Here is a 23,732-nt window from a genome sequence, read left to right as displayed (position 1 = left end):
ATGCCCCGGAGTGGAGTCGGCGCCGCGGTGACACGCTGTTCCGGTGGGTCACCTTCCTGGGCCGTACGTCAGGCATGAAGGGGGCCGGGTCAGCGCGAGGACACGGAGCCACCCGCGACCGGCTGATGTCCCTCGGAGCCGGTGGCGACCTGGTGGCCCCTCCTTTCCCGGTGCTCGTGCACGAGGCGGATCGCCATGGCACCCTCACCGGTCGCCGAGGCCACTCGTTTGACCGAGCCGCTTCGGACGTCGCCCGCGGCGAAGACTCCGGGAAGGGTGGTCTCCAGCAGCAGCGGATCGCGGCCCGGCGAAGCCCAGCGGTGCGCGTCGGCCACCGCCCGGGCGTCGGCGCCGGTGAGGACGAAGCCTTTCTCGTCCAGGGCCAGCACGCCGCTGAGCCATTCCGTGTGCGGCCGGGCCCCGATGAAGACGAACAGCGCCGTGGCCCGCAGCTCGCGGCGCTCACCGCTCGCGTTGTCCTGCACCGTCAGGGACTCCAGCTTCTCCTGCCCGCCGACCTCCCGTACTTCGGTGTGGAGCAGCACCTCGATCCTGGGGTGCTGCTCCACCTGGTCCACCAGGTAGCGCGACATGTCCGCGTTGAGGTCACCGCCCCGGACCAGGAGGTGGACCTGGGACGCGTGGTGGGCGAGGAACAGCGCCGCCTGCCCGGCGGAGTTCCCGCCGCCGACCACGGCGACCGGGTCCGCCCGGCAGAGGCCGGCCTCGTGGACCGTCGCCGCGTAGTAGACGCTGACGCCTTCCAGGCGGTCGATGCCGGGCACTTCGAGCCTCCGGTACCGCACACCCGAGGCGAGCACCACGGCGCCCGCGCGGGCCCGGGACCCGTCCGTGAAGGTGACGGCGTACTCGTCGTCCTGCGGGGTGAGCCCGCTGACCTGCGCCGGGACCATGAGGCGGGCACCGAACTTATGGGCCTGGAGCACCGCCCGTTCGACGAGCTCGCCCCCGGAGATGCCCGACGGGAAGCCGAGGTAGTTCTCGATGCGTGACGAGGTGGCGGCCTGGCCTCCGGTGGCGACCGCGTCGACGGTGACCGTGGTGAGGCCGTCGGAGGCGCCGTACACGGAGGCGGCGAGTCCCGCGGGACCCGCACCGACGACCAGCACGTCGCACCGTCCGGAATCCGACGAGAGGGCGGGGGCGGGGGCGGGCAGCCCGATGAGCCGGGCGAGTTCGGCGTTGCTCGGATTGCGCAGCACCCGGTCGCCCTTCCAGAGGACCACGGGTGTCTCCTCGGGGCGGATGGCGAACCGGCGCAGAAGTGCCTCGGCCTCCTTGTCCTTCTCCAGGTCCACCCAGCGGTGGGGCAGCCGGTTGCGTGCGGCGAACTCCCGCAGCCGCAGTGTGTCCGGTGAGTAGCACGATCCCAGGATCCGGAAACCGGCGCCGAGGCCGATGAGCAGGTATCTGCGGCCCAGGTAGGCACGGAGGATCAGGTCGCCGAGGACGGGGTCGCGGCCGACCAGGGTGCGTTGCCACTCCACCGGTACGGCCAGGATCTCACCCGCCTGACGCATCACGGCGGTGTCGAACGCCGCCTGGCCTTCCAGCAGGCCGAGTTCACCGAGGAACCTGCCGGGTCCGTGTACGGCCACCGTCCGCTCGTCGGGCCCGCCCTGGTCGTGGATGATCTCGACGGTCCCGCTGAGGATCGCGAGGAACTCGCGCATCGGCCGGCCCTCGCGGTACAGCACCTCGCCCTCGGCGGTCCTGCGGCGTTCGCCGTGCGCGCCCAGGGTCTCGAGCTGCTCCGGCGTGAGGCGCGGGAACGCCCCGTAGCGGTCGGGTGTCTCGCGGACCGCACCCTGCTCGTGCTCGGCCGTGCTCATCAGACCAGAGCCTCGTGAACGAAGCACCAGCGCCAGTCCTCCCCGGGCTCGAAGGACCGTACGACGGGGTGACCCGCACTCCCCGCGTGCCGTCTGGCGTGCTTGAGGGGAGAGGAGTCGCAGCAGCCGACGTGCCCGCAGGTGAGACAGAGGCGCAGGTGCACCCACGGGGAATGCTCCTTGAGGCACTCCTCGCAGCCTTCGGGGGTACGCGGGCTCACCGGGCGCACCATCGCCAGGTGGGGGTCGGGAATCGTGGCCATGAGGGTCCTCCTTCGTTAAAGGGCCTGATCGGCCGTGGCCCGGGGTGGTCCCCCTCAGGTCACGGCGCCGTCGTGTTCACCCTGCTGTTCACCCTCCCTCGGTGGTCTGCCGGCCTTCCAGCGCCTGTTCGACCCACGCGCGCAGAACGTGCGCGGGTGCGGCGCCGGCCTGCCGGGCGATCGTCGCGCCCTTGTCCAGGACGAGGAGGGTCGGCACGGCCTGCACTTCGAAGCGCCCGCTGAGCCGCGGGTTCTTGTCGACGTCGACCTTGGCGAGCTTGATGCGTCCGGCGAGGTCGCGGGCGACCTGTTCGAGGGCGGGGCTGACCATGCGGCACGGACCGCACCAGGTCGCCCAGAGGTCGACGACGACGGGCACGGTGGCCCGCTCGACGACCTCGGCGAAGTCGTCGTCGCCCGCGTCGACGAGCCAGGGCAGGGCGTGCTTGCAGCGGCCGCACCTGGGGCGTCCCTCGGCGGCCACGGGGATCCGGTTGACGCGCCCGCAGTCGGGGCAGGTCACCGTCGTCGTCCGGGTGGTGTTCACGCCGCCCTCGCCTCCCGGTCTCCGTGCTGCTGGTCGTAGGTGACCACCAGCTCTCCGTGCTCGGCGTCGACGCGCACCGTCGCACCGTCCTGGACGTCGCCGCGCAGAAGGGCCCGCCCGACCAGCGTCTCGACCTCGTGGGAGATGTACCGCCGCAGCGGCCGCGCCCCGTACACCGGGTCGTAGCCCTGGTGCGCGATCAGCTCCCGCGCGACGTCGGTGAGTTCGACGGTGATACGGCGCTCGGCGAGCCGGCGCCGCAGCTCGTCGAACTGCAGCTCCACGATCCGCTCGATCTGCCGCTCACCGAGCGGCTTGAACAGCACGATGTCGTCGACGCGGTTGAGGAACTCGGGGCGGAAGTGCCCGCGCAGCTCGCCCATCACCAGGGCGCGGGCCTCGGACTTGATCTCACCCTCGGCGGTGGCGCCGTCGAGGAGGTGTTCGGAGCCGATGTTGGACGTCATGATGATCACGGTGTTGCGGAAGTCGACGGTGCGGCCCTGGGCATCGGTGATGCGGCCGTCGTCGAGGACCTGCAGCAGGGTGTTGAAGACATCGGTGTGTGCCTTCTCGACCTCGTCGAACAGCACGACCGAGTAGGGCTTGCGGCGGACGGCCTCGGTGAGCTGGCCGCCTTCCTCGTAGCCGACGTATCCGGGCGGTGCGCCCATCAGCCGGCTGACGGTGTGCCGCTCCTGGTACTCGCTCATGTCGAGGCGGACCATGTTGTCCTCGGAGTCGAACAGGGCCCGGGCGAGGGTCTTGGCCAGCTCGGTCTTCCCGACGCCGGTGGGGCCGAGGAAGATGAACGATCCGATGGGGCGGCGAGGGTCGCGGATGCCGGAGCGGGCGCGGATGATGGCGTCGGTGACGAGCTGGACGGCCTCGTCCTGGCCGATGACGCGCTCGCGCAGGATCTCGTCGAGGCGCAGCAGCTTCTCGCGTTCGCCCTCCTGGAGGCGGGCGACGGGGACGCCGGTCCAGGCGGCGACGATCTCGGCGATCTCCTCCTCGGTGACGACCTCGCGCAGCAGCCGCTTCTGACCTTGCCTCGCGGCCAGTTGCTCCTCCTCCGCGGCGAGTCGGCGCTCCAGGTCCTGGAGGCGGCCGTAGCGGAGTTCGGCGGCGCGGTTGAGGTCGTAGGCGCGTTCGGCCTCCTCCGCGTCGTGGCGGACCTGTTCCAGTTCCTGGCGCAGTTCCTGCACGCGGCGGATCGCCTGCCTCTCGGCCTCCCACTGGGCGTGTTTGGAGTCGGCCTCGGCGCGCAGGTCGGCCAGTTCCTTGCGGAGTTCTTCCAGACGGGCCCGGCTGGCGGCATCGGTCTCCTTGGAGAGGGCGGCGTCCTCTATCTCCAGGCGGGTGACGCGGCGGGTGATCTCGTCGAGTTCGGCGGGCATGGAGTCGATCTCGGTGCGCAGCCGGGCGCACGCCTCGTCCACGAGGTCGATGGCCTTGTCCGGCAGGAACCGGTCGGTGATGTAGCGGTGGCTGAGGGTGGCCGCGGAGACGAGCGCGGTGTCCTGGATCTTCACACCGTGGAAGACCTCCAGACGTTCGCGCAGTCCTCGCAGGATGGAGATGGTGTCCTCCACGGTCGGCTCGTCGACCAGCACCTGCTGGAAGCGACGTTCGAGGGCGGCGTCCTTCTCGATGTGCTTGCGGTACTCGTCGAGGGTGGTCGCGCCGATCATGTGCAGTTCTCCGCGCGCGAGCATGGGCTTGAGCATGTTGCCCGCGTCCATGGCTCCTTCGGCGGCACCCGCGCCCACGACGGTGTGCAGTTCGTCGACGAAGAGCAGGATGCCCCCCTCGGCCGCCTTGACCTCGCTGAGTACGGCCTTGAGGCGTTCCTCGAACTCACCGCGGTACTTGGCCCCGGCGACCAGTGAGCCCATGTCGAGAGCGAACACGATCTTGTCGCGGAGTCCTTCGGGGACGTCGCCGCGGACGATGCGCTGGGCGAGACCCTCGACGATGGCGGTCTTGCCCACGCCCGGGTCGCCGATGAGGACGGGGTTGTTCTTGGACTTGCGGCTGAGGATCTGGGTGACACGGCGGATCTCGGCGTCCCGCCCGATGACCGGGTCGAGCCTGCCGGCCCTGGCCTCCACGACCAGGTCGCGGCCGTACTTCTCCAGCGCCTCGTAGGCGACTTCGGGGTTGGCGGAGGTGACGCGCTGGTTACCGCGGACCTGGGTGAGGGCGCCCAGGAACGAGTCCCTGGTGATGCCGGCCTCCTTGAGCAGACGCCCGGCCGTGGTGGACGAGCCCTCCTCGGCCAGTGCGAGCAGGAGGTGCTCCACGGACACGTACTCGTCCTTGAGGCGTTTGGCCTCCCGTTCGGCGGCGTCGAGCAGGCGGGTCAGGCGCTGGGTGACGAAGACCTGGCCCGGTGCCGCGCCGGGGCCGGTGACCTTGGGACGGCGGGAGAGTTCCTCGCGCAGGGCCGCGCGCAGGTTCTTCGGCTCGGTGCCGGCCTGCTGCAGCAGCCGTGGGATCAGACCGTCCTCCTGGTCGAGGAAGGCGAGCAGGAGGTGTTCCCCGTCGACCTCGGTGTGTCCCATGCCGACGGCCGCGCTCTGCGCCTCCTGGAGGGCTTCCTGGGACTTCTGGGTGAGGCGGTTCATGTCCATGGGGGTGTTTCACTCCTCGTGCCGCGGCCGCGCAGGGCGGCTTCGAGCAGGCTGATGCGGTCGAGCAGGTCGAGCACCAGGCCGATGGATGCGTAGTTGAGGCAGAGTCCGGAGCGCAGCCGCTGGATGCGGGCGAGGACCGCCGGGGCCGTGGGGTCGAACACCAGCTGCCCGGCGGCGTCGCGTTCGGCGTCGACCAGGCCGAGGGCGACGAACCGGCGGACCAGATCGGGGTGGAGGCCCGAGCGACGGGCCACCGTGTGCAGGGAGAGCCTGGGGGCGGGCACGAGCGCGTACCGGACGGACATCGCGGCGGTGAGGTCGGCGCCCGTTCGTACCGGACGGTCGCCCCTGCCGGCCCGACTGGTGCCTGCCGCTCCCGAGGGTCGGTCGTTCATCGCGTCCTCCTGGGGTCGAACGAGGAAGTGGCGGCGAGCTCCTCGAACAGTTCGCGCTCCCGGTCGCCCAGCGTGGGAGGGACCATGACGCGGAGTTCGGCGTACAGGTCGCCGTCTGCACCGCGCGGGTTGGGCATGCCCTCGCCGCGCAGCCGCAGTCGCCGGCCGCTGGACGAGCCCGCCGGCACGGTGACCTTGGCCGTGCCACCGCCGGGGGTGGGCACCGGCACGGTCGCGCCCAGGGCCGCCTCCCAGGGAGTGACCGGTACCTGGACGTGGACGTCGCGGCCGTCCAGCCGGAACTGCGGGTGGGGCCGGATACGTACCCGCAGGTACAGGTGGCCTCCGGGGGCGTCACCGCTTCCCTGGCCGCCCTCCCCCGCCAGCCGGATGCGCTGCCCGTCGGTGACGCCCGGCGGCACGTCGACCTCGTACCGCCGCGGCCGGCCGGCGGGACCGGCGAGCGTGACCGTACGGCGGCCGCCCTTGAACGCCTCCTCCACGGTGAGCGGCAGCTCGGCCTCCTGGTCGGCTCCCGGTACGCCGCCGCGGGCGCCGCCCGCTCCGAAGAACGAGCCGAACAGGTCGTCGATGTCGACACCGTCCGCGGTGAAGTCGTCGCCGAAGCCGGTGGAGTACCGGACGCGGGGGCCTCCCGCGCCCGCGCTCCCGCGGGCGCGGAAGCCGCCGCCCGCGCCGGCCGCGGCCCGTTCGTCGAAGTCCTCGGGGATCTTGCGGAAGTCCTCGCCGAAGCGGTCGTAACGGGCCCGGGTCTTCGGGTCCGACAGGACGCTGTACGCCTCGTTGAGGTCCTTGAAGCGTTCCTCCGCCTCCGGGGCCTTGTTGACGTCGGGGTGGTGTTTGCGGGCGAGCTTGCGGTATGCCTGCTGGATCTCGTCCTGGCTCGCGGTTCTCGACACGCCCAGCACCTCGTAGAAGTCCTGTGCCATCGCCGTTCACTCCCGCTTCGCGACGGTCACGGCGGCGGGCCTGAGCTGCCGTTCGCCGTCCCCGTAGCCCGGGCGCAGCACGTCGACGACCGTGCCCGGCGTGGCGTCGGGGTCCTGGACGACGCCGATCACCTCGTGCCGGGCCGGGTCGAACACGACGCCGGTCTCCGCGTGCCGCGGGTAGCCGAGCAGTTCGAGGACGTTCACCGCCTGGTCGCGGACCGCCTGGACGCCCGCCACGATGGCACCGGGATCGGCGCCGGCATGGGTCAGGGCGAGTTCGAGGTTGTCCAGGACGGGCAGGAAGGCGGCGGCCGTCCGGGACCGCTCGACCGTCCTCTCCCGCTCCAGTTCCCTGGCGTGGCGCTTGCGGAGGTTGTCGAGGTCGGCGAGCGCGCGCCGCCAGCGGTCCTCCAGTTCCTCGAGCTCGGCCGTGTACTCGTTCCGGGACGGTGCGGGGCCGCCGCCGGCCGTGCCGGGGCCGGGTGGCTCGTCCGCGGCGGGCTCGCGCCCCGTCGGCGGGCCCGAGCGCGGCAGGTCCCGGGGGGAGGGGCCTACGGCGCCCTGCTGGGCCGGATCGGTGCGGTCGGGCCCTGCCGGGTCGGGTTCCTCCGGGTGGATCGACATGGCGGTTCCTCAGTCCTTGTCGAACTCGGCGTCGATGACGTCGTCGTCACCGTCACTCGCGGGACCGCCGGTGGTGGGGTCCTGCCCGGGGCCGCCCGGGTCGGCGGCGCCCTGGTGGGCCGCCAGGGCGGCGAGCAACTGCTGGAGTTCGGAGGTCAGGGGCCGTACGCGCTCGACGCCCGCCTCTTCCTGGACCGCGGCCCGGGCATCGGACACGAGCATCTCGGCGCGTGCCTTCTCGTGCGCGGGGGCCGTGTCGCCCAGTTCCGCGAGGCGCTTCTCGACCTGGTAGGCGACGGCGTCGAGTTCGTTGCGGGCGTCGACGGCTTCGCGCAGCGCCTGGTCCTGGCCCTGGTTCCGCTCGGCCTCCTGGACCATGCGTTCGACCTCACCGCGGTCCAGGTTGGAGCTCTCACTGATCGTGATGCCCTGTTCCTTTCCGGTGTCCCGGTCGCGGGCCGTGACGTTGAGGATGCCGTTGGCGTCGATGTCGAAGGTGACCTCGACCTGTGGTTCGCCCCGCGGCGCCGGCCGGATGTCGGTGAGCTGGAACCGCCCCAGCACCCGGTTGTCGGCGGCCAGTTCGCGCTCGCCCTGGAGGACGACGATGTCGACGGCGGGCTGGTTGTCCTCGGCGGTGGAGAAGGTCTCGGAGCGGCGCACCGGGATGGTCGTGTTCCGCTCGATGATCTTCGTCATCACGCCGCCGCGGGTCTCGACACCCAGCGACAGGGGGGTGACGTCGAGCAGCAGGACGTCCTTGACCTCGCCCTTGAGCACCCCGGCCTGGATCGCGGCGCCCAGGGCCACGACCTCGTCGGGGTTGACGCTCATGTTGGGTTCCTTGCCGCCCGTCAGCCGGCGCACGAGGGCCTGGACGGCGGGGATGCGGGTGGAGCCGCCGACGAGGATGACCTCGTCGATGTCGCTCTCGCCGACCTTGGCATCGGTCATGGCCTGCTGGACCGGTCCGAGGCACCGCTCCACCAGGTCGCCGGTGATCTGTTCGAAGGTGGACCGCATGATCGAGTCGGTGAGGTGCTTGGGGCCCTCGGCGTCGGCGGTGATGAACGGCAGGCTGACCTGCGTCTGTGTCACCGAGCTCAGCTCCGTCTTGGCCTTCTCCGCCGCCTCGAACAAGCGTTGCAGCGCCTGCGGGTCCTTGCGCAGGTCGATGCCGTTCTCCTTCTGGAAGTCGTCCGCGAGGTGATCCACCAGGCGCCGGTCGAAGTCGTCGCCGCCCAGGTGGCTGTCACCGGCGGTGGAGCGCACTTCCACCACGCCGTCGCCGACGTCGAGGATGCTCACGTCGAAGGTCCCGCCGCCCAGGTCGAAGACGAGTACGGTCTCGTGCTGCTGCTTGTCCATGCCGTACGCGAGGGCTGCGGCTGTCGGCTCGTTGATGATCCGCAGCACCTCCAGCCCGGCGATCCGGCCGGCGTCCTTGGTGGCGGTGCGCTGGGCGTCGTTGAAGTAGGCGGGCACCGTGATGACCGCTTCCGTGACCCGCTCCCCGAGCTGCTTGGAGGCGTCCTCGGTGAGTTTGCGCAGCACCTGGGCGCTGATCTCCTCGGGCGCGTACAGCTTGTCGCGCACCTTGAAGCGGGCCGCCCCGCCGTCGCCCTCGACGACGTCGTACGCGACCGCCCTGGTCTCGTCGGCGATCTCGTCGAAGTGCCGGCCGATGAACCGCTTGGCCGAGTAGATGGTCCCCTTGGGGTTGAGGATCGCCTGGCGCCTGGCCATCTGGCCCACCAGACGCTCGCCGGTGTCGGTGAAGGCCACTACGGACGGTGTCGTGCGGTTGCCCTCGCTGTTGGGCACCACGGACGGCTCGCCCCCTTCCCACACGGCGATCACCGAGTTCGTGGTGCCCAGGTCGATACCCACTGCCTTGGCCATGAGAGATCTCCTTCCGGTGCGGCGGTCCTGCGCAACCGGCTTGCGGGGTTGCCCAGTCGTCGCCCCCACCTTCCTGGCGGCGCCTGTCGAAGCTTCCAGGCCCTTCCCAGGGTCACGAGCCGGGTCACTTCGCGCCTGCTCCTGACAAGTCAGAAGTGCACGGGTCCGGTAGCCCCGCGAGCACAAGAGGCAATACTCTGAACATCTCGTACGAATCACCCTTGAGCGGGTGACCGTGATGACGATCGTCTTCCCGCAGCTCCGGGGGAGAACGGAGTGATCCCATGGCCGGCAGCCGGGCGTACCACGTGCGCGGCCGCCGCTCCGGCCGGGAGGGCGGCCTTCCGCAGGGCAGTGCCGGGCGGCGCCCCACGGCTGCGCGCGGAGAGCCGCGCCCATCCGCCACGAGCCCGGCCGCCCGCGCGCTCCACGGCATGACGGAGCTCTCCCGCGCCCTGTTCGACGCCCCGGGTGAAGGCGAGATCCTGGGCCTGGCCATGCACCACATCGCGGCCGCCGGGCCGTACAGCGCCGAAGCCGGATACCTCGCGTCCGACGGCGATCTGGTCCCCAGTCCGCGGAACGGTCACACCCATGCCGCGTCCGTGGACCGGCGGGTTCGGGAACTGCGGGGGCAGGACGGCCCGGTGACCGTCCCCGACGCCCCCTGGGGCTGGGCTCTGGGGCTGCGCGGGACGGGAAGACTGCACGGCTACCTCGTGGTGACCTCCCGAAGCCGGCCCACGGGGGCCCAGCTGTCCCTGCTCGCCACGCTCGTCCGGCTCACCGCCGCCGCTCTGTCGGTCGCCTTCGCGCAGCGCCGCCGGCACGAGGACGCGCTGGAGCTTCGTCAGGTCAGGGAGGAACGCGCCACTCTGCGACGGCAGTTGATCTCCGTGGTGGCTGAGCTGGGGAGCCAGCGGGCCGTTCACACCCTCATGGCCGACATCGCCGCCTCGGGCGGTGGTGAGGAGGCCGTCACCCGCGCGCTGCATGAGCTCACCGGACTTCCGGCGCTGGTCGAGGACCGCTTCGGCCGGCTGAAGGCGTGGTCGGGTCCCGGCCGGCCCGACCCCTACCCGGAACCGGACCCCGTGCGCCGGAACGACATGCTGCGCGCCGTCGCCCTGGAGGTCGGGCCGGTGCGGATGAAGGACCGGCTGACCACTCTGGTCCGCCCTCATGGCGAGATCCTGGGCGTGCTGGCACTGGTCGACACCTTGGGTGAGGCCGACGAACACACCGTGTTCGCGCTGGAACACGCCGCCGCGTCGCTCGCCCTGGAGCTGGCGCACCTGCGCAATCTGGCCGAGGTCGAGCTGAGGCTGCACCGCGAGCTGGTCGACGACCTCCTGGCGGGGACGGACGCCGTGAGCGCCTACGCCCGGTCCGAGGCGGTCGGACACGACCTGCACCGCAGCCACTACGTCGTCGTCGTGGAGTGGTCGAACCGGACCTCGGACGACTCGTTCGCCCGGACCGTGGGCCGGGCGGCCTCTGCCGTCGGCATGCACTCACTGCTGACCCGGCGCTCCGACCACGTGGTCCTGGTCGCCGACGGCAGGCCGCACGCCCGCGCGCTGCACGAGGCGCTCGCCCGGGAGACCGGTTCACCGTCCGGGACGATCGGGGTGAGCGCCCCCTCCGACTCCGTGCCCGACATCCCCCACCGCTACCAGGAGGCGCGGCGCGCCCTCGAAGTGCGCCTCAATTCCCGCGAGCGGTACGGCACGAGCTTCTTCGACGAGCTCGGCCTGTACCGCATCCTGGGACCCGGCGCCGATCACCAGGAACTGGAGACGTTCGTCCACGACTGGCTCGGGCAGCTCATCGACTACGACTCCCGCCATCACGCGGCCATGGTGGAGACCCTCTCCCGGTACTTCGACTGCGGCGGCAACTACGACGAGGCCGCCGCATCCCTCGCGATCCACCGCAGCACGCTGCGCTACCGGCTGCAGCGCATCCGGGAGATCAGCGACAACGACCTCGCGAACGTCGAGGACCGGCTCAACCTCCAGGTCGCGACGCGAGTATGGAAGATCATGCTGGGGAGATCCGGCTGACGCCCCTGACAACAACGGTGCGGGTGGCGTACCGGCGAGCACGGCTCCGTGGTGCCGGCCCCGCTCAGCCGTGAGCCAGGAGAGCCCGGGTCTCCAGGTCGATCTGCTGGGCCTCTCCGGTGGGAACGACGACGACGGGCACGCGCGCGCCGGGCGCGCTGACGATCTCGGGCCGTTCGGCCACCAGCGGTCGCAGACCGCCCGTGAGGCCGAGCAGAGACAGCCGGGCGCACACCTCTTCACGTACCTCGGGCTGATCCTCACCGATCTCACCGGTGAGGACGAGCGCGTCCAGACGGCTCAAGGACGCGGCCATCCCGGCGATGCCGCGACGGCAACGGTGGGTGAAGACGTCAAGGGCGAATGCGGCACGCCCGCCGCCCGCCGCCCGGCTGCGGACCAGGTCACGTGTGTCGGCGGAGGTGCCGGACAGGGCGAGCAGACCGGACCTGTGGTTCAGCGCGTCCTCGATCTCGTCCGCGGACACGTTCCTGTGTCTCAGCAACCAGGTCAGGGCGCCGGGGTCGACGCTGCCGCTGCGACGGCTCATCACCAGACCCTCCGACGGCGTGAAGCCCATCGTCGTGTCGACACTGCGCCCCTCGCGCACGGCGCAGGCGGGGCAGCCGCCGCCGAGGTGCACCATCACCAGCTGCAGCTGCTCCGGGCGGCGGCCGAGGAGTACGGCGGTCCGGGCCAGCGCCCAGGTGTAGGACAGGCCGTGGAAGCCGTAGCGGCGCAGTCCGTACTCCTCACGCCAGCCGGCAGGTACGGCGTACTCCCGTGCGGCAGCTGCCAGGCCGGGCGTGGAAGACGGTGTCGAAGCAGACCACGTGCGGAACGTCGGGCAGCAGCTTCCGAGCCGCGTCCAGAACGGTCAATGCCTGCGGAACGTGCAGGGGTGCGAGGTCCGCCACTCGATCCAGGCGGACACGCACATCGTCATCGAGCAGGGTGTGGTCGCGCATCTCCGCGCCGCCGTGGACGATGCGGTGACCCACGGCCGTGGGAGCCAGCCCTTCCCCGAGCAATTGCCGCAGCGGACCGAGGGCCCCTCGCCAGGAGGAGATTCGCTGTGATGTTCGTCGAGGACCTCACCGCCGTCCCCGAAGACCGTCAGACGCAAACTCGATGACCCCGCGTCGGTCACCAGTACCGGGCTGATTCGAGTGCGCACACACCGATCCTCCCCCCCAGCGTGTCAGGGGCGGCGCGCCCGACGCGCGCGCCGCCCCTGACACGCTGGGAGAAACGGCAGGTCAGACACCCTTTGCGACAGGCTCCAGGATCGCGACGCACTCCACATGGTGCGTCATCGGAAAGATGTCAGCTTGAGCGGATCACGGAGAAGTCCAGGTCAGAGCTAGTTTCTGAGCTCGCCGTCCTCCGTGTGAGTGCCTGGAGCGTCAAACGGGCGTCACGGTCGACAAGTAGCGATGGTCCTCTCCTGCTGGCCGGGCAGGTACGGGTGGGGGCGGCGATGGATCTGTGCAGTGCCGTGCTCGCCGCCGTTCTGCCTTGTTCGCAGGCTGGTCGGAGTCGGTGCGTTCGCCGACGCGGCCATCGGCGAGTGTGTGGCATGCGGATGGTGATCGTCTTCAGCAGCCCACACATCGCAACGACATCGTCGCCTTCTTCGGTGTCGGCTGTTCGGCATAGCGGCTCCAGGAAGCGCGGCTACGTTCCTGACGCTGAGAGACCATCTCACTTGGCGAGTCTGCAGTAGCAGAAGAGGGGACAGGCGATGCTGGTGAAGGCCAGGAAGTGGTCGCCGCCGGCGGAGCAGGTGGGCTCGACAGCGGCGCGCCCGGGTTCCGGCCGCGCCGCTGTCGAGCTGTGGTCAGCCCTCGGGGGAGCCCCCGGCTCAGTGGAGCTTGTTGACGGCGGTCTTCGTCGTGGTGCGGAAGGCGGTCAGCGGGGCGTCCTCGAGGTCGCCCATCTGGCCCCAGCGGACGAGGGTGACGGTGCGGCCGTCGCGGCCGACGGAGAACAGGTGGATGTCGGAGATGCCGATCTGCGGGTCGGCGGTGTCCAGGCTGTAGACCCAGGCGCCCTCCTCGACGGCGAGCTTGCCGTGGGAGGCGCTGACGGCCTGCAGGCCCGGGTTCTGCTGCTCCAGCAGGGGGCCGCAGCCGGCGAGGGCCCCGCGGAGGGTGTCGACCAGCTTCACGGCGTCGGCCTCGGTACGGGCGACGGTGGTGACCTGGACGCCGTTGGTGTCGAGGTCGGTGCTGAACTCGCGGTAGCGGGTGTTCTGCGCCGGGATCTTGTACGGGGCGCAGAGGACGCCGCCGTTCTCCGGGACGCCGGTGAAGACCTGGGTGGCGGTCCACGGCGTCGACGACGGCGGCATCTGGGAGGCGGCGAGGAAGGCGGGCTGGGCAGCGGCCTGCGCCGGGGCGGTGGCGAGGGCCGCGAGGCCCAGTGCGGCAGCGGCTGCGGTGGCGAGTGCGGTGCGGAGCTTGTTCATGGTGGTGGATCCCCCGTTGGGTCGTTCGTTCGGTCAGTGCTCAACCAGCGTGGGGCCGGCGCCCGCCGGCTGCAACGATCACGCGCCCACCAGCCGTCCCGGAACCATTCCACCCCCGCTGACGTGCAAGGACGTGAAGGATGGGACGCAGGGGCGAGGGGGATGGAATGCCGAAGGACGCCGCCGTCGAGGAGTTCGCGGGGCTCGTGCGCGCGCTGAAGGCGCGGGACGGGAGGAGTTACGAGGCGCTGGGCCGGCGGCTGAGCGTCAGCGCGTCCACCCTCCACCGCTACTGCTCGGGCGCGACCGTCCCACAGGAGTTCGCCGTGGTTGGCCGCCTCGCCCTGCTGTGCGGGGCGGACGAGGAGGAACGGCGGGCCCTGGAGGCGGCCTGGACGGAGGCGGACCGCGCCCGCCGCCGAGCGGCCTCGCCCGCGCCCGCGCCTGTGCCGGCCGTGTCGGCCGCGCCGGAATCGAACCCGGAACCGTCCGCGCCGGAACCGGGCCCCGGCCCCGCCCCGGACCCGACCGCGCCGGAGGCGGACCGCGCCCGCCCCCGTCGTGGCGCCCCCGCTCCCCTCCTCGTCGCCGCCGCCGTCGGCCTCGTCGTGCTCACCCTCGCCGCCGCCCTGCTCGGCCACCCCACCCGTACGGCTTCCGCCCCCGCTCCCGCTTCCACCGCTCCGGGGCGGACCGCAGCCCCCCTCCCCTTCACCTGGAGCATCGGTTCCCAGCTCTGGGAGGGCGGCTGCGGGCACACCTACCTCGTGGACCGGGCCCCCCGCGCGGTCGCCCCGCCGCCGGTCGCGGCCGACTCCGGGGCGTGGGCCGGGACGCACGGTACCGTGCACGGCGGGGAGGCGCTGGTGCGGATCACGATCCAGGGCCGGTCGCCGTCCGACGCCGTCGTCCTCCATGCCCTGCACGTGCGCGTGGTCGACCGCGCCGCGCCGCTGCCGTGGAACGCGTACCGGATGGACAACGGCTGTGGCGGCGCCGTCACCCCGCGCTACTTCGCCGTGGACCTCGACCGGCCGCGCCCGCTCGCGAGGCCCGTCGACGGCCTTGACGCCTCCGGTGCAAAGGTCCGGAAGATCCCGGCCGTCTCCTTCCCGTACAAGGTCACCTCCTCCGACCCCGAGGAGTTGCTGGTCTCCGCGCGGACGGCGGGCTGCGACTGCCGCTGGTACCTGGAGCTGGAGTGGAGCGCCGGGGGCCGTACGGGGACGGTGCGGATCACGGACGGCGGGAAGCCGTTCCGCACGAGCGGGACCAGGGGGAGGCCGACGTACGTGTACGACTCCGCCGAAGGGCGCTGGATCACAGACTCGGACTCTGGACGGACCGGGTGACCGGGTGACCGGGTGACCGGGTGACCGGGTGACTGGGTGACTGGGTGACCGTGTGAGTAACTTCGAACGGGAAGACCGCTGCCAAGGGCACCGACCTGGAGAACTACGCAAGCACCGACGCGCTGTCGAAGTTTCGTTCGGATCTGGCCCACATGAAGGAACAGCGCACCGTGATCCGGGGCCAGCTCGGACACGACGCGAAGGTGACCCCGCTCGTCGCACTCGCGAAGCTGCCGACCGCGACGATCGAGGACTGCGCCGACCTGTCGACGTGGCAGACCACCGACACCCGCACTGACAAGGCCCTTCCCCTCCCGACGAACCAGCCGCGCCGCTACGTCGTGACGGCGACGACGGAGAAGTAGGGGAACGGCTGGATGGTGACCGACTACGTACCGGACGGGGCACGCACGTGCTGAGGCGCGCGGCGGCGCCGCCGCGGTGCTCCTGACGGGCGTCCTGGCGCCGGGGCTCGCGTACGCGGACCACGGCCACCGCACTCGGCACCAGCCCCGGCTGCCGGAGCTCGCTGCTTTCGGTGACGGTGTGCGCCTCGGACACCACCGCCGCTGGCGGCCCCCCGGGCACCGATGCTCATAAAGCGGCTCGTCGGCTGTGCCGCTGGCCCGGCCGCGTGGGCGGGCGCGCGCCGAAGACCTCCTTGTGCTTTCCTTCGGGTCATCGTGCGGATCCGTGGTGTCGGACGGGCCACATCTCGGCTCAGGCACCCGAGCGCCCACTCGCACTCATTGAAACGAAGGCGCCCCAGCCGTCCGCCGGAAACACGAGCACCGGCCCTTGGGGAACTCAACTGCCCCGCATGAGCTTGCCGCACCCCGGCGTCGGAGAAGGAAACGGGAAACAGCTTCGATCGCCTTATCCGTCCGGGAGTTGGTGCCGCACTCTTTCGTGCAGCACCGCCTCGACCCGGATGACCGGGTTCGGGAGGTTCCCGTGCCACATCCGTCCACCCCGTTCGGCGAGGAACTGAGAAAGCGGCGTCTGGAAGCCGGACTGAGCCTTACAGACCTGTCCGGTCTCGTGCACTACAGCAAAGCGCAGCTCAGCAAGGTCGAGCGGGGCATCAAGGCGCCCAGCCGTGATCTCGCGCGGCTGTGCGACGCCGCATTCGGTACCGACGGGGCACTGATCGCCCTGAGCACCCCTACCGCTGTCGACTCACCTGCCGTGTCGGCGCCAGGCCGGGTCGAGGAGGAGAACTGGATGATGCAGTTGCCACCGGACGGCCCGAATTCGTTCGGGCCCGTGGGCCGGCGCGAGGTGATGAATGCCGGCGTCGCCTCGCTGATGACCTGGAGGTCGGACGGATCAGGTCCGGCTTCCCCAACCGCCGGCGCCGGCATGCTGGAAGCCTCACACTCCCTGTTCACGCACTACCGCAGACTCGGTCAAACCGTGGAACCCGGCCTGCTTCTGCCCGTGCTGATCGCGCAGACACACGCTGCGGGAGCTGTCGTCACAGAGCGACAGTGCCACCAGGCGTCGCCTGCTGGCGCTCGGTTCCCGGTACGCAGAGTACGTGGGCTGGCTGGTGCAGGAGACCGGGGACGAGCGTGCGGCGCTGTGGTGGACACAGCGCGCGGTCGACCTGGCCGCCGCCAGCGGTGATCAGGCACTGGCCGATTACGCGCTGGTCCGCAGGGCGTTGGTCACGCTGCACCGGGTTCGAAATGCCGAACAATGGAGCAATCTGACGCATCGTCAAGTTCGTTCGCCAGTAGGCCGTGACAAGCAGGATGCGATCCTCGAGCGGGAGCTCCCAGGGCCGCCCACGCTGGAGCTCGGTAGCGGTTTCACGCAGCACGGCGGTCACCAGCTTCCCGAAACAGCGCGGGCTCAGCCCGGTGAAGGGCCTATCCAGGACGACCCCGACGCCGTGATCACTGCGGTCACATCAGGATCGTTCCACCTGGAGCCGACCGGGATGGGCACGGGTCAAGTACGGAGCCCCAAGTGCCGGTCCAGCTGACTGCGCAGACGCGCAGAAGCCCCACGCAGAGTCCCGAGTTGTCGCACTTCTACCGCCGCCACTTCCGTCCGTCCCGCCAGCGCAAGCACAGCGGCATAGGGCCGTTCGCCTTCGGCGAGCTTCGCCGCCACGGCGTCACGGACGGCTCGCAGCACCGTGTGGTCCGCGCTCGGATGTTCCGCCAGCAGGCGAAGGAGCCTGTTGTCGTTCCAGGCGCTGTCTCGGGCCGTGCTCAGTTCCAGCAGAGTGCCAGGCGCCGTGGAGGGATTGGCGGCCAGCGCCTGCCAGACGAAGGGGTACGGACACCGCGCGAGTCGATGCAGAACGACGCTGTCGCTCTCGGCATGCGCCAGTTCGAGGTAGTCGGCGGGGGTGCGCACGGACATGGCCCCTCAGGATCGTCGGGCCGATCATCCTGCCATCAGGACTCGGTCACCCGTGTGCGGGGCTCTGATCCCAACCGGCTCGAAGATCACTTACGGAACAGCCCTTAAAGGGAGCCACGGTGATCATGAATCGGACGTCATGTGACTACGCCGAAGCCCCGATCTCCACCAACCTGCGACATTGCAAACTCCCTGACCCCATCGTCCCCTGTAGTCACGGGTGTCACGCGACGGCAGCTATCCGAAGGTATTTCTTCCTCGGGAAAATTCAACTGGCATACGCCGACTCCGATGACTGAGGTCGGGCCTGCGGGTGACCGGCGCTCGGGCAATCAAGATCGTTGAAGAATCGGGGACGACCATCCCCCAGTCACTGACGTGCTGGGCTAGACTGCCGGTCATGTCTCGTCCTGACGCGGCGTTATTCGCTGCCGGCCACGGGTTCTATCAATTTGCGATATCGCGTAGCTCCTTCGATAGGAGTCTTTACTACAATCTGTTGCTGCAGCCGGAGCTCGCGATCCCGGACCACTATTTTTTGCAGGGCCACTGGCTTGGTGATCACCTTGCCGAGTACTCTTCTCGGGACTCGTGGATAGAAATCGGCCTTCGGAACGGATTCGTCACGCCATATTTCCGCCGGGAACGAAGCAGTCTGTCCGAGCTGCTCGCTTTTATGGAAGGCTCCGATCGCCGCGGCTTCAGTGCCGAGGCGCAACGCATCGCGGAAAGAGTTGACAGGACACCCTTCACGGCGAGTCATTGGTCCTCGGTGGACAACTCGGCGTTGTTCGGTGCTGCGTTGAGGAACTATCTTGGCGCAGAACAGGCACCCATTCTGGGGACGGGACTGGATCCGGACGACTTCCTCAGTTTCTGGAACCGCAGTCGCGAGTGGATAGGCCAAGAACTCGCGATTGCGTTGGAGCGGTCGAGTACCCTGCTCGGCTCGGAGGGAATTCTCCTCAGTCAGCTGATCCAGGTCTCCGGTGAGCGGCTTCTGGGCAGTGGCTCAGGTCGGATCGAAAACATCAGTGAACTCCTGACCCGAGTGAAGTCCCAGGTTGGCGCGACCGCCGAACGCGACTTGCGGCTCTATTACACCTGCGCGTGCGAACTCTACAATCGAAGTCTGGCGAACATTATTCTCACAGCTGGCAACAGCCCACGATGGGAGCCGTTCGTCGCCGCCATGGATTTGTGGCGAAACAACCTGTTGTCAGGAGAGGGGGATGTGGACGGGAGCGTCGGCCACCTGGACGAACTGATCGATGTGTCCATTCGTCTTCCTAGACCTGCTCATCTACGGCTGGTGAGCGGCGATATTTTGCTCACTATTCGACGATCGCCTGCCTGTGAGCGATACTTCGAAGCCCTCTCTCACTGGAGGAGGGCACCCACCGACGAAATACTGCGCGATGAACTCGTCAATTCTCTCCGCAGGTATTCTGATGAGATCATGAAGCATGTCGGCAAGGAGGTCGGAATGCTGGGTTTTCGCCCGCATTTCATTTCGAAGGTCTCGGACGTCAGCGGCATAGTGGAGAAAGTCCCGGGTGTCGTACAGGGGTTTCTCGCTGTGGGCGCAGCAGGAGCGGCAGCGGCCGGCACTTCGTCGCCCCTCATTCCGGCCGGGTTGTTTTCGCTGTTCTGTCTCCAGGTAGCCGCAAAATACGTGTCACCCTCGGAATCGGCAAAAGTTCTGATCTCTCCTCGTCTGGGTGCACGAATGCGTGCCGACATCACCATCAGCCACCGATAGCAAGCCCCTCATTCCCTCCGCACGCGGAAGTGCGGCTGCGAGCAAAGAAACCTAGGTGTCTATGGAGCTAGTCCTTATACGGCACGGAACCAGCACTCGTTCGAGAGTTGGCATTTGGGGCAGGCTATACGATGCTCCCCTGGCCGAGGGTTTCGAAGAGCAACTCGCGGAAACACGGGCTGCTTTGGAATCCCTTGAGCAACCGAAAGTTTGCTCTTCGCCACTCCTGAGGTGCCTGGAGACCGCGTCCTTCATATTTCCCCAGAAGGCTGTTCGCATCATTGAGGAGTTTCGCGCGTACCATTCGGGCCTCTTCGAGGAAAAGACTGAGGACTTCATTCGTGAGCATAACCCAGAGTACGTAAGCCTTTCCTACCGAGACCGATTCCTGCGGCCAAATTTTGACGAGGAGAGCATGGAGGCGCAGACATCGCGAGTCAAAAGGGGAATCCTTCGGGTGTTTGGTGATGGTGACCCGATTTTGGCGATAGTAGGGCATTACAGCACGATCAACATAATCGCCCACATCAGTTCACTAAATTGGGAAACCGACACGTATGCGGATGGCGTCTACGACGTTGCGGAAGGTGCGTTTATCCGAAAGACGGTGGATCCTGTGACTGTCCTGGCGGGTATCAGGGATCGAATCGGTCGAAAGAAGCCGGATCCTCCGGCCCGTGAAGGAACAGGTGGAAATGCCTGAGGGAGAGCGTTCACTCGGAGGTTTTGTCACCTTCGAAGGCTACGATGGCGCCGGGAAGTCTTCCTTGATCAACGGTGTACGCGAAATGCTGACCGATAAGAGTGTTCGTGTCGTTGGCCGCAAGAATGAACCCGAACTGGTCGACATCTCCAGAGTGCTGGAGCGTGAAGATCTTCGGCACCACGGGAACGTGGAGGTGTTGTTAAGGATTGCGCTGGAAATCGAAAGAGAGAGCATCATCAGCCGATCGCGCCTCAATAACGACATTACAATTTGCGATCGTGGTGTGGCAAGCCTGATCTCATGGTTCGACTACCTCGGAGTGCCGAGAGATCCATGCGAAAGGCTGCTGCAAGGTCTCATGGACTATCACAGCAGTGCGCTCACGGTCGTCTGCGCCGCCGACTTCGACACATGCTGGAAACGCATCTCGAGCAGGGGTGAGCAGTCACGGAAGGAAAAGCTCGGGAAGGATGTGAATAGTAAGTATTTCACCATGTACGAGGCGAATATCCTGCGCTATGCCGAGACGGCGGCCAACGTCGTGTTCGTCGATACCGTTGATTTGAACCTCGCCGAATCAACGTCACATGTCGTGCAGGCACTTCAAAGTCATGGTCTGGGCCTCTCTTGACATGGCGAGATCGATAAGGGCCCATTGCCAGGGGACCGTTGTTCCCGAGAATTGCCCGATTCATCACCCCGGCCGTCCGGCGCAGTCGTCGGTGCGACACGCGCGAACATGGGCTGCACCGAAATGGGCAGAAGTCTCAAACCAGACAAATCGCGAGAACGCCGGGGCTCTGCGCCGGATGCCGGAAGATCTTCGCGGACAAAAAGTCCGGCAAGAACGCCCTTCGCCCGGAGTTCAAGGCATGTCACGCCTTACTCGAAGCCAGCGACACACTTGCCGTCCCCTCGCTCAACCGATACGGCCGCAGCCTGCAGGATCTCATCAACATGGTTGCCGAACTCCGCGACAGCGGCATTGGCTTCGCTTCTCTCCACGAGAACCTCGACACCACCACCCCCGGCGGCCGACTCGTCTTCCACGTCTTTGCCGGCCTCGCCGAGTTCATCCGCGAGCTCATCGTCCAAGGCTCCCACGAGGGCCTGGCCTCCGCCCGCGGCCGGGTCGGCGGGCGTCCCACCGTCGCCACCGAGGAAATCATCCGCGCCGCCCGCGACCTCGTGCCCAACGCTCCATCACCTCGATCGCCAAGCTCCTCTGCGTGAGCTCCGGCACGCTCTACAACCACATTGCCGACCTCGCCGAACTTCGCGCGTCGGCACGGACGGAGATCAACGCATGATCGCGACGCCCACCCATGTCTACGTGGTGACGCACAGCGCCACCCAGATTGGGAAGGTCGGGATCGCCGGTCTGAACTCCGCGCGGATCGCTTAGCACCGGGCCAGGGCTGGCACCTGCACCGCGCGGTGCTGCTCCCCTCCCGCGAGGCCGCGCGACAGGTCGAACGGTCCGTCTTTCGGCAGCTCAAAGCCGACGGGGTGAGTGCACACATGCCAGCGGACCGCATGCCGCAAGGCGGCCAGAGTGAAACCGTGAACCTCGACGAGGTATCGATGGCGGACCAGTGAGACCAGGAGGTTGCAGCGGCCGACGAAGTGCAAGCTCAAGTGGACTTGTCCCGCGTGGTGCTGTTCCTCGCCCGCTTGGACCGCACCCGCATCCTGGTCGTCGGGACGGACGAGCCGCTCGGACCGTCCAAGGGGAGCCCAGAGTGTGCCATCGGGGAGGAGAACGCCGCTGACGGATGGCTGGTGTACGCAGCGAACGTGACCGCCGCCGAGTCGGACACCGCGCTGTATGGTCTGAGGACATGGGCGGCCACGGCCGGTGTACTCGAATACGAGGAGATGCGCGCGGCCGGCTGGCCCGTGCCGTTGCTCCGCAACAGATACCTGCTGAAGGGCCCCGCAGACGAGGACTTCAGGCAGGCGCGCATAGCGCTAGGGGTGCAGCTTTACCCGATCTTCGCCGACGCTCCGGATGAGGACTACTGACCCGGGCCGCGCGGCAGCCTCCGCTCTGCGGGAACCCCCGCACCGCACCTGATCGTCTTCCCATAGTGGTGGCCCCCCTTCGGTAGCCGGGCCCGAGTTCTGCGGAGGTCAGCGTTGCCCAAGCCCGTAGGCAGGTACATCTACTGGTCCGACCGGCTGGTCCGTGAGGTCGTAGAAGACAACGGGGTCCGGCTGACCCCAGGCATCAAGACCGCGGTGAAGCTCGGCCTGGGCGGCAGCGGCGTCGATGTCGCAGGCCGGGATCGGGAGCAGACCCCCTTCGAAGTCGCTGAGACGATCAAGAAAAGGCTCCGTGCCCACATTGCCACCGACTTCGACGCCCCTGGCCCCCTGCAGCTGGTACAGGGGAAGAGCCGGGTGGTGGTATCGGAGTTCCAGCGCTGGGGTGCCGACCCCGAACACACCTTCGGCCAGCGAACCGCCATGATCCACGCGCAGACGACCACCCGCGCGGGCCGCCGGGTCGACCTCTGCCTGTTCGGCGGCCTGAAGAACCTGCGTGGATTCACCGTCCCGGAAGACGACCCCGTCGGCGGCTGGGCCTCGTCAGCGGCACCAGCGATCGAAGAACTCATCGCTCTACGTGGTGCGCCCCTCAGCGCACGCACGAGGAGCCGGTTCCCTGACGACATTGAGGCGCTCGCAGTGGACACCCTCAAGGTCGCGACGACACAAGGCATCTACGCGGACCCCGCCGACCATAGAGGACGGCCCGAGACCCGCGCGTTTACAGTGATCGGCTTCGAGGCGTCCGATTTCGTCGCCACGATCTACAAGGACGTAACACTCACACCGGGACGATGGGACCTGCGAACCGAGCCAGAGATCGACGGGGTCAGCCGCATCCTCATTGGCGCCCCGCTGTGGCTGCGCATGGCGCGACCCGAAACGTTGAAAAGCTACTACGGGCCGAACCGGGTGGTGCTCTCCGACCTCCCCAGCCTGGCACCGTCAACACAGCCCGCCATCACGCCCCTCGGCCAGCAGGCCACAAGGCAGGGCAACCCAATGCACGGCTGAGGCGTCATCCGGGACGGCCCGCAAGGTCGACGAAGGCTCCGCCTCGTCAACCTCCGGCGGATCGTCCCGCTCCTGCACCAGACCAGAGTCCTCCAACCAGTCCGAGGGCACTGCGCGACCGGTCGTGCCTCGGCGCGACTCAGCGTAGCCGTGATCCCGGGTCCTCACGTCTTCAAGATCATTCCAGCCCAAGGTTGGCAGGCAGATCGCTAGTTTCGTTACCTGGAACAGTCTGAGAAGAAGAGGCTTCGGCGCTGATTCCAGGTTGGCGATGAGGAAACCCGCGCCACTACTCCGGCACCAGAATGAAGGTTCGCCCTCCAGCTCACAACTTTCCCCCAGCGCACCGAAGGACCTCTCAGGGGCGGAGACCGAGGACCTCGCGCTTGTACCAGGAGAAGGTTCGGCGGCGTCCGCCGGAGGCGCTGGAGAAGTTGCACGGCCCGATACAAGGGGTCATAGAGCCGCCTCTGCACATGGCCTGGTCGGGGATGACCTCGTATGACATGAGCGAGCCTCGCCAGCGCGTGAGTCTGTACCGCACCGTCCTGCACGAGGGCCTGCGTGATGACCTGCCCCGGTATCTCAACCGGGACCTGCTCTTCCATATGTGGCCGGTACTGCACACCCTCGTCGGTCGCACTGTGCGCAGCGTCTGAGAAGACGCCTTCCCCCCGTTATCTTCTTCGCGGTCCTGCAAGAGGGCCGCTGGCCTCCGGGCCCGGCATGACTGTTCCCCCCTGTCGAAGGGATGACCT

Annotated in this window: 23 protein-coding genes and 1 pseudogene; 11 read left to right on the top strand and 13 right to left on the bottom strand. The window is 68.5% G+C overall.

The genetic code is table 11. From position 1 onward, the window contains the following. Window positions 1–89: 89 nt before the first annotated feature. The 8 genes from IE278_RS21765 to dnaK all read right to left on the bottom strand — a co-directional run bounded on the left by IE278_RS21765 (window position 90) and on the right by dnaK (window position 9,176). On the bottom strand, window positions 90–1,853 hold the full coding sequence (locus IE278_RS21765) for an FAD-dependent oxidoreductase (RefSeq protein ID WP_189774747.1): 1,764 nt from the start codon (window positions 1,851–1,853) through the stop codon (window positions 90–92). Next, complete coding sequence (locus IE278_RS21760) at window positions 1,853–2,116, bottom strand: UBP-type zinc finger domain-containing protein (protein ID WP_189774745.1); 264 nt, start codon at window positions 2,114–2,116, stop codon at window positions 1,853–1,855. The genes IE278_RS21765 and IE278_RS21760 overlap by 1 nt, the downstream gene beginning before the upstream one ends. Window positions 2,117–2,204: 88 nt before the next feature. Continuing rightward, a complete protein-coding gene (gene trxA, locus IE278_RS21755) occupies window positions 2,205–2,663 on the bottom strand; it encodes a thioredoxin (protein WP_189774743.1) in 459 nt (152 codons plus the stop codon). Next, a complete protein-coding gene (gene clpB / locus IE278_RS21750) occupies window positions 2,660–5,299 on the bottom strand; it encodes an ATP-dependent chaperone ClpB (RefSeq protein WP_189774740.1) in 2,640 nt (879 codons plus the stop codon). The genes trxA and clpB overlap by 4 nt, the downstream gene beginning before the upstream one ends. Continuing rightward, entirely contained in the window at window positions 5,290–5,697 is a 408-nt protein-coding gene (locus IE278_RS21745) for a chaperone modulator CbpM (RefSeq protein ID WP_189774738.1), read from the bottom strand. Before IE278_RS21745 ends, clpB begins: the two co-directional genes overlap by 10 nt. Next, window positions 5,694–6,647: a DnaJ C-terminal domain-containing protein gene (locus tag IE278_RS21740; RefSeq protein ID WP_189774736.1), complete on the bottom strand. Its 954-nt coding sequence runs from the start codon at window positions 6,645–6,647 to the stop codon at window positions 5,694–5,696. The genes IE278_RS21745 and IE278_RS21740 overlap by 4 nt, the downstream gene beginning before the upstream one ends. Before the next feature lie 6 nt (window positions 6,648–6,653). Continuing rightward, window positions 6,654–7,274 carry a nucleotide exchange factor GrpE gene (locus tag IE278_RS21735; protein WP_189774734.1) on the bottom strand — a complete coding sequence of 207 codons (621 nt, stop codon included), beginning with the start codon at window positions 7,272–7,274 and terminating at the stop codon, window positions 6,654–6,656. Window positions 7,275–7,283: 9 nt separating this feature from the next. Beyond that, window positions 7,284–9,176, bottom strand: coding sequence for a molecular chaperone DnaK (gene dnaK, locus IE278_RS21730; RefSeq protein ID WP_189774733.1), 1,893 nt, complete (start codon window positions 9,174–9,176; stop codon window positions 7,284–7,286). 284 nt (window positions 9,177–9,460) lie between these two features. Between dnaK and IE278_RS21725 the strand changes: the two genes are divergently transcribed. After that, window positions 9,461–11,242, top strand: coding sequence for a PucR family transcriptional regulator (locus IE278_RS21725; RefSeq protein WP_189774731.1), 1,782 nt, complete (start codon window positions 9,461–9,463; stop codon window positions 11,240–11,242). A 64-nt stretch (window positions 11,243–11,306) separates the two neighbouring features. On the opposite strand, the gene IE278_RS21720 is transcribed toward IE278_RS21725, so the two are convergent. The 3 genes from IE278_RS21720 to IE278_RS21715 all read right to left on the bottom strand — a co-directional run bounded on the left by IE278_RS21720 (window position 11,307) and on the right by IE278_RS21715 (window position 13,712). Next, the gene (locus IE278_RS21720) at window positions 11,307–11,984 is read right to left on the bottom strand and encodes an acetate kinase (RefSeq protein WP_281403186.1); all 678 of its coding nucleotides are present in this window, start codon (window positions 11,982–11,984) and stop codon (window positions 11,307–11,309) included. Window positions 11,985–11,994: 10 nt separating this feature from the next. Beyond that, window positions 11,995–12,243: a hypothetical protein gene (locus tag IE278_RS42960; RefSeq protein ID WP_281403185.1), complete on the bottom strand. Its 249-nt coding sequence runs from the start codon at window positions 12,241–12,243 to the stop codon at window positions 11,995–11,997. Window positions 12,244–13,106: 863 nt separating this feature from the next. After that, entirely contained in the window at window positions 13,107–13,712 is a 606-nt protein-coding gene (locus tag IE278_RS21715) for a hypothetical protein (RefSeq protein WP_189774729.1), read from the bottom strand. 167 nt (window positions 13,713–13,879) lie between these two features. On the opposite strand from IE278_RS21715, the gene IE278_RS21710 reads away from it, so the two are divergent. The 3 genes from IE278_RS21710 to IE278_RS21695 all read left to right on the top strand — a co-directional run bounded on the left by IE278_RS21710 (window position 13,880) and on the right by IE278_RS21695 (window position 16,693). After that, window positions 13,880–15,064, top strand: a complete 1,185-nt coding sequence (locus tag IE278_RS21710; protein ID WP_189774727.1) for a helix-turn-helix domain-containing protein — start codon at window positions 13,880–13,882, stop codon at window positions 15,062–15,064. Between the two features lie 152 nt (window positions 15,065–15,216). Then, a complete protein-coding gene (locus IE278_RS21705; RefSeq protein WP_189774725.1) occupies window positions 15,217–15,429 on the top strand; it encodes a hypothetical protein in 213 nt (70 codons plus the stop codon). 529 nt (window positions 15,430–15,958) lie between these two features. Continuing rightward, complete coding sequence (locus tag IE278_RS21695; protein WP_308434929.1) at window positions 15,959–16,693, top strand: helix-turn-helix domain-containing protein; 735 nt, start codon at window positions 15,959–15,961, stop codon at window positions 16,691–16,693. A gap of 58 nt (window positions 16,694–16,751) precedes the next feature. Here IE278_RS21695 and IE278_RS21690 read toward each other — a convergent pair. Further along, window positions 16,752–16,978: pseudogene (locus IE278_RS21690) on the bottom strand (helix-turn-helix domain-containing protein); the annotation flags it as partial. Window positions 16,979–17,020: 42 nt separating this feature from the next. Next, window positions 17,021–17,440 (bottom strand): hypothetical protein, encoded by a 420-nt coding sequence (locus tag IE278_RS21685; RefSeq protein ID WP_246570481.1) that lies wholly within the window; start codon window positions 17,438–17,440, stop codon window positions 17,021–17,023. Window positions 17,441–17,840: 400 nt separating this feature from the next. Here IE278_RS21685 and IE278_RS21680 point away from each other — a divergent pair, with 400 nt between their 5' ends. From IE278_RS21680 to IE278_RS42335, 7 genes are all read left to right on the top strand, one after another. Beyond that, window positions 17,841–19,202: a hypothetical protein gene (locus tag IE278_RS21680; protein WP_189774724.1), complete on the top strand. Its 1,362-nt coding sequence runs from the start codon at window positions 17,841–17,843 to the stop codon at window positions 19,200–19,202. Between the two features lie 61 nt (window positions 19,203–19,263). Beyond that, window positions 19,264–19,905: a histidine phosphatase family protein gene (locus IE278_RS21675; RefSeq protein ID WP_189774722.1), complete on the top strand. Its 642-nt coding sequence runs from the start codon at window positions 19,264–19,266 to the stop codon at window positions 19,903–19,905. Then, complete coding sequence (locus tag IE278_RS21670) at window positions 19,880–20,539, top strand: nucleoside/nucleotide kinase family protein (protein ID WP_189774720.1); 660 nt, start codon at window positions 19,880–19,882, stop codon at window positions 20,537–20,539. The genes IE278_RS21675 and IE278_RS21670 overlap by 26 nt, the downstream gene beginning before the upstream one ends. 38 nt (window positions 20,540–20,577) lie before the next feature. Further along, complete coding sequence (locus tag IE278_RS21665) at window positions 20,578–21,141, top strand: recombinase family protein (RefSeq protein WP_246570480.1); 564 nt, start codon at window positions 20,578–20,580, stop codon at window positions 21,139–21,141. 420 nt (window positions 21,142–21,561) lie between these two features. Then, window positions 21,562–21,933 (top strand): hypothetical protein, encoded by a 372-nt coding sequence (locus IE278_RS21660; protein WP_189774718.1) that lies wholly within the window; start codon window positions 21,562–21,564, stop codon window positions 21,931–21,933. A gap of 114 nt (window positions 21,934–22,047) precedes the next feature. Further along, window positions 22,048–22,974, top strand: a complete 927-nt coding sequence (locus IE278_RS21655; RefSeq protein ID WP_189774716.1) for a hypothetical protein — start codon at window positions 22,048–22,050, stop codon at window positions 22,972–22,974. A gap of 506 nt (window positions 22,975–23,480) precedes the next feature. Further along, window positions 23,481–23,633 (top strand): hypothetical protein, encoded by a 153-nt coding sequence (locus IE278_RS42335; RefSeq protein WP_246570478.1) that lies wholly within the window; start codon window positions 23,481–23,483, stop codon window positions 23,631–23,633. Window positions 23,634–23,732 lie beyond the last annotated feature (99 nt).

It is taken from the genome of Streptomyces tauricus (genome assembly GCF_014650955.1).
In the GTDB taxonomy this organism is placed as follows: domain Bacteria; phylum Actinomycetota; class Actinomycetes; order Streptomycetales; family Streptomycetaceae; genus Streptomyces; species Streptomyces tauricus.
The sequence above is the reverse complement of the archived record's forward strand: the minus strand, read 5'-3'. Positions and strand labels throughout refer to the sequence as shown.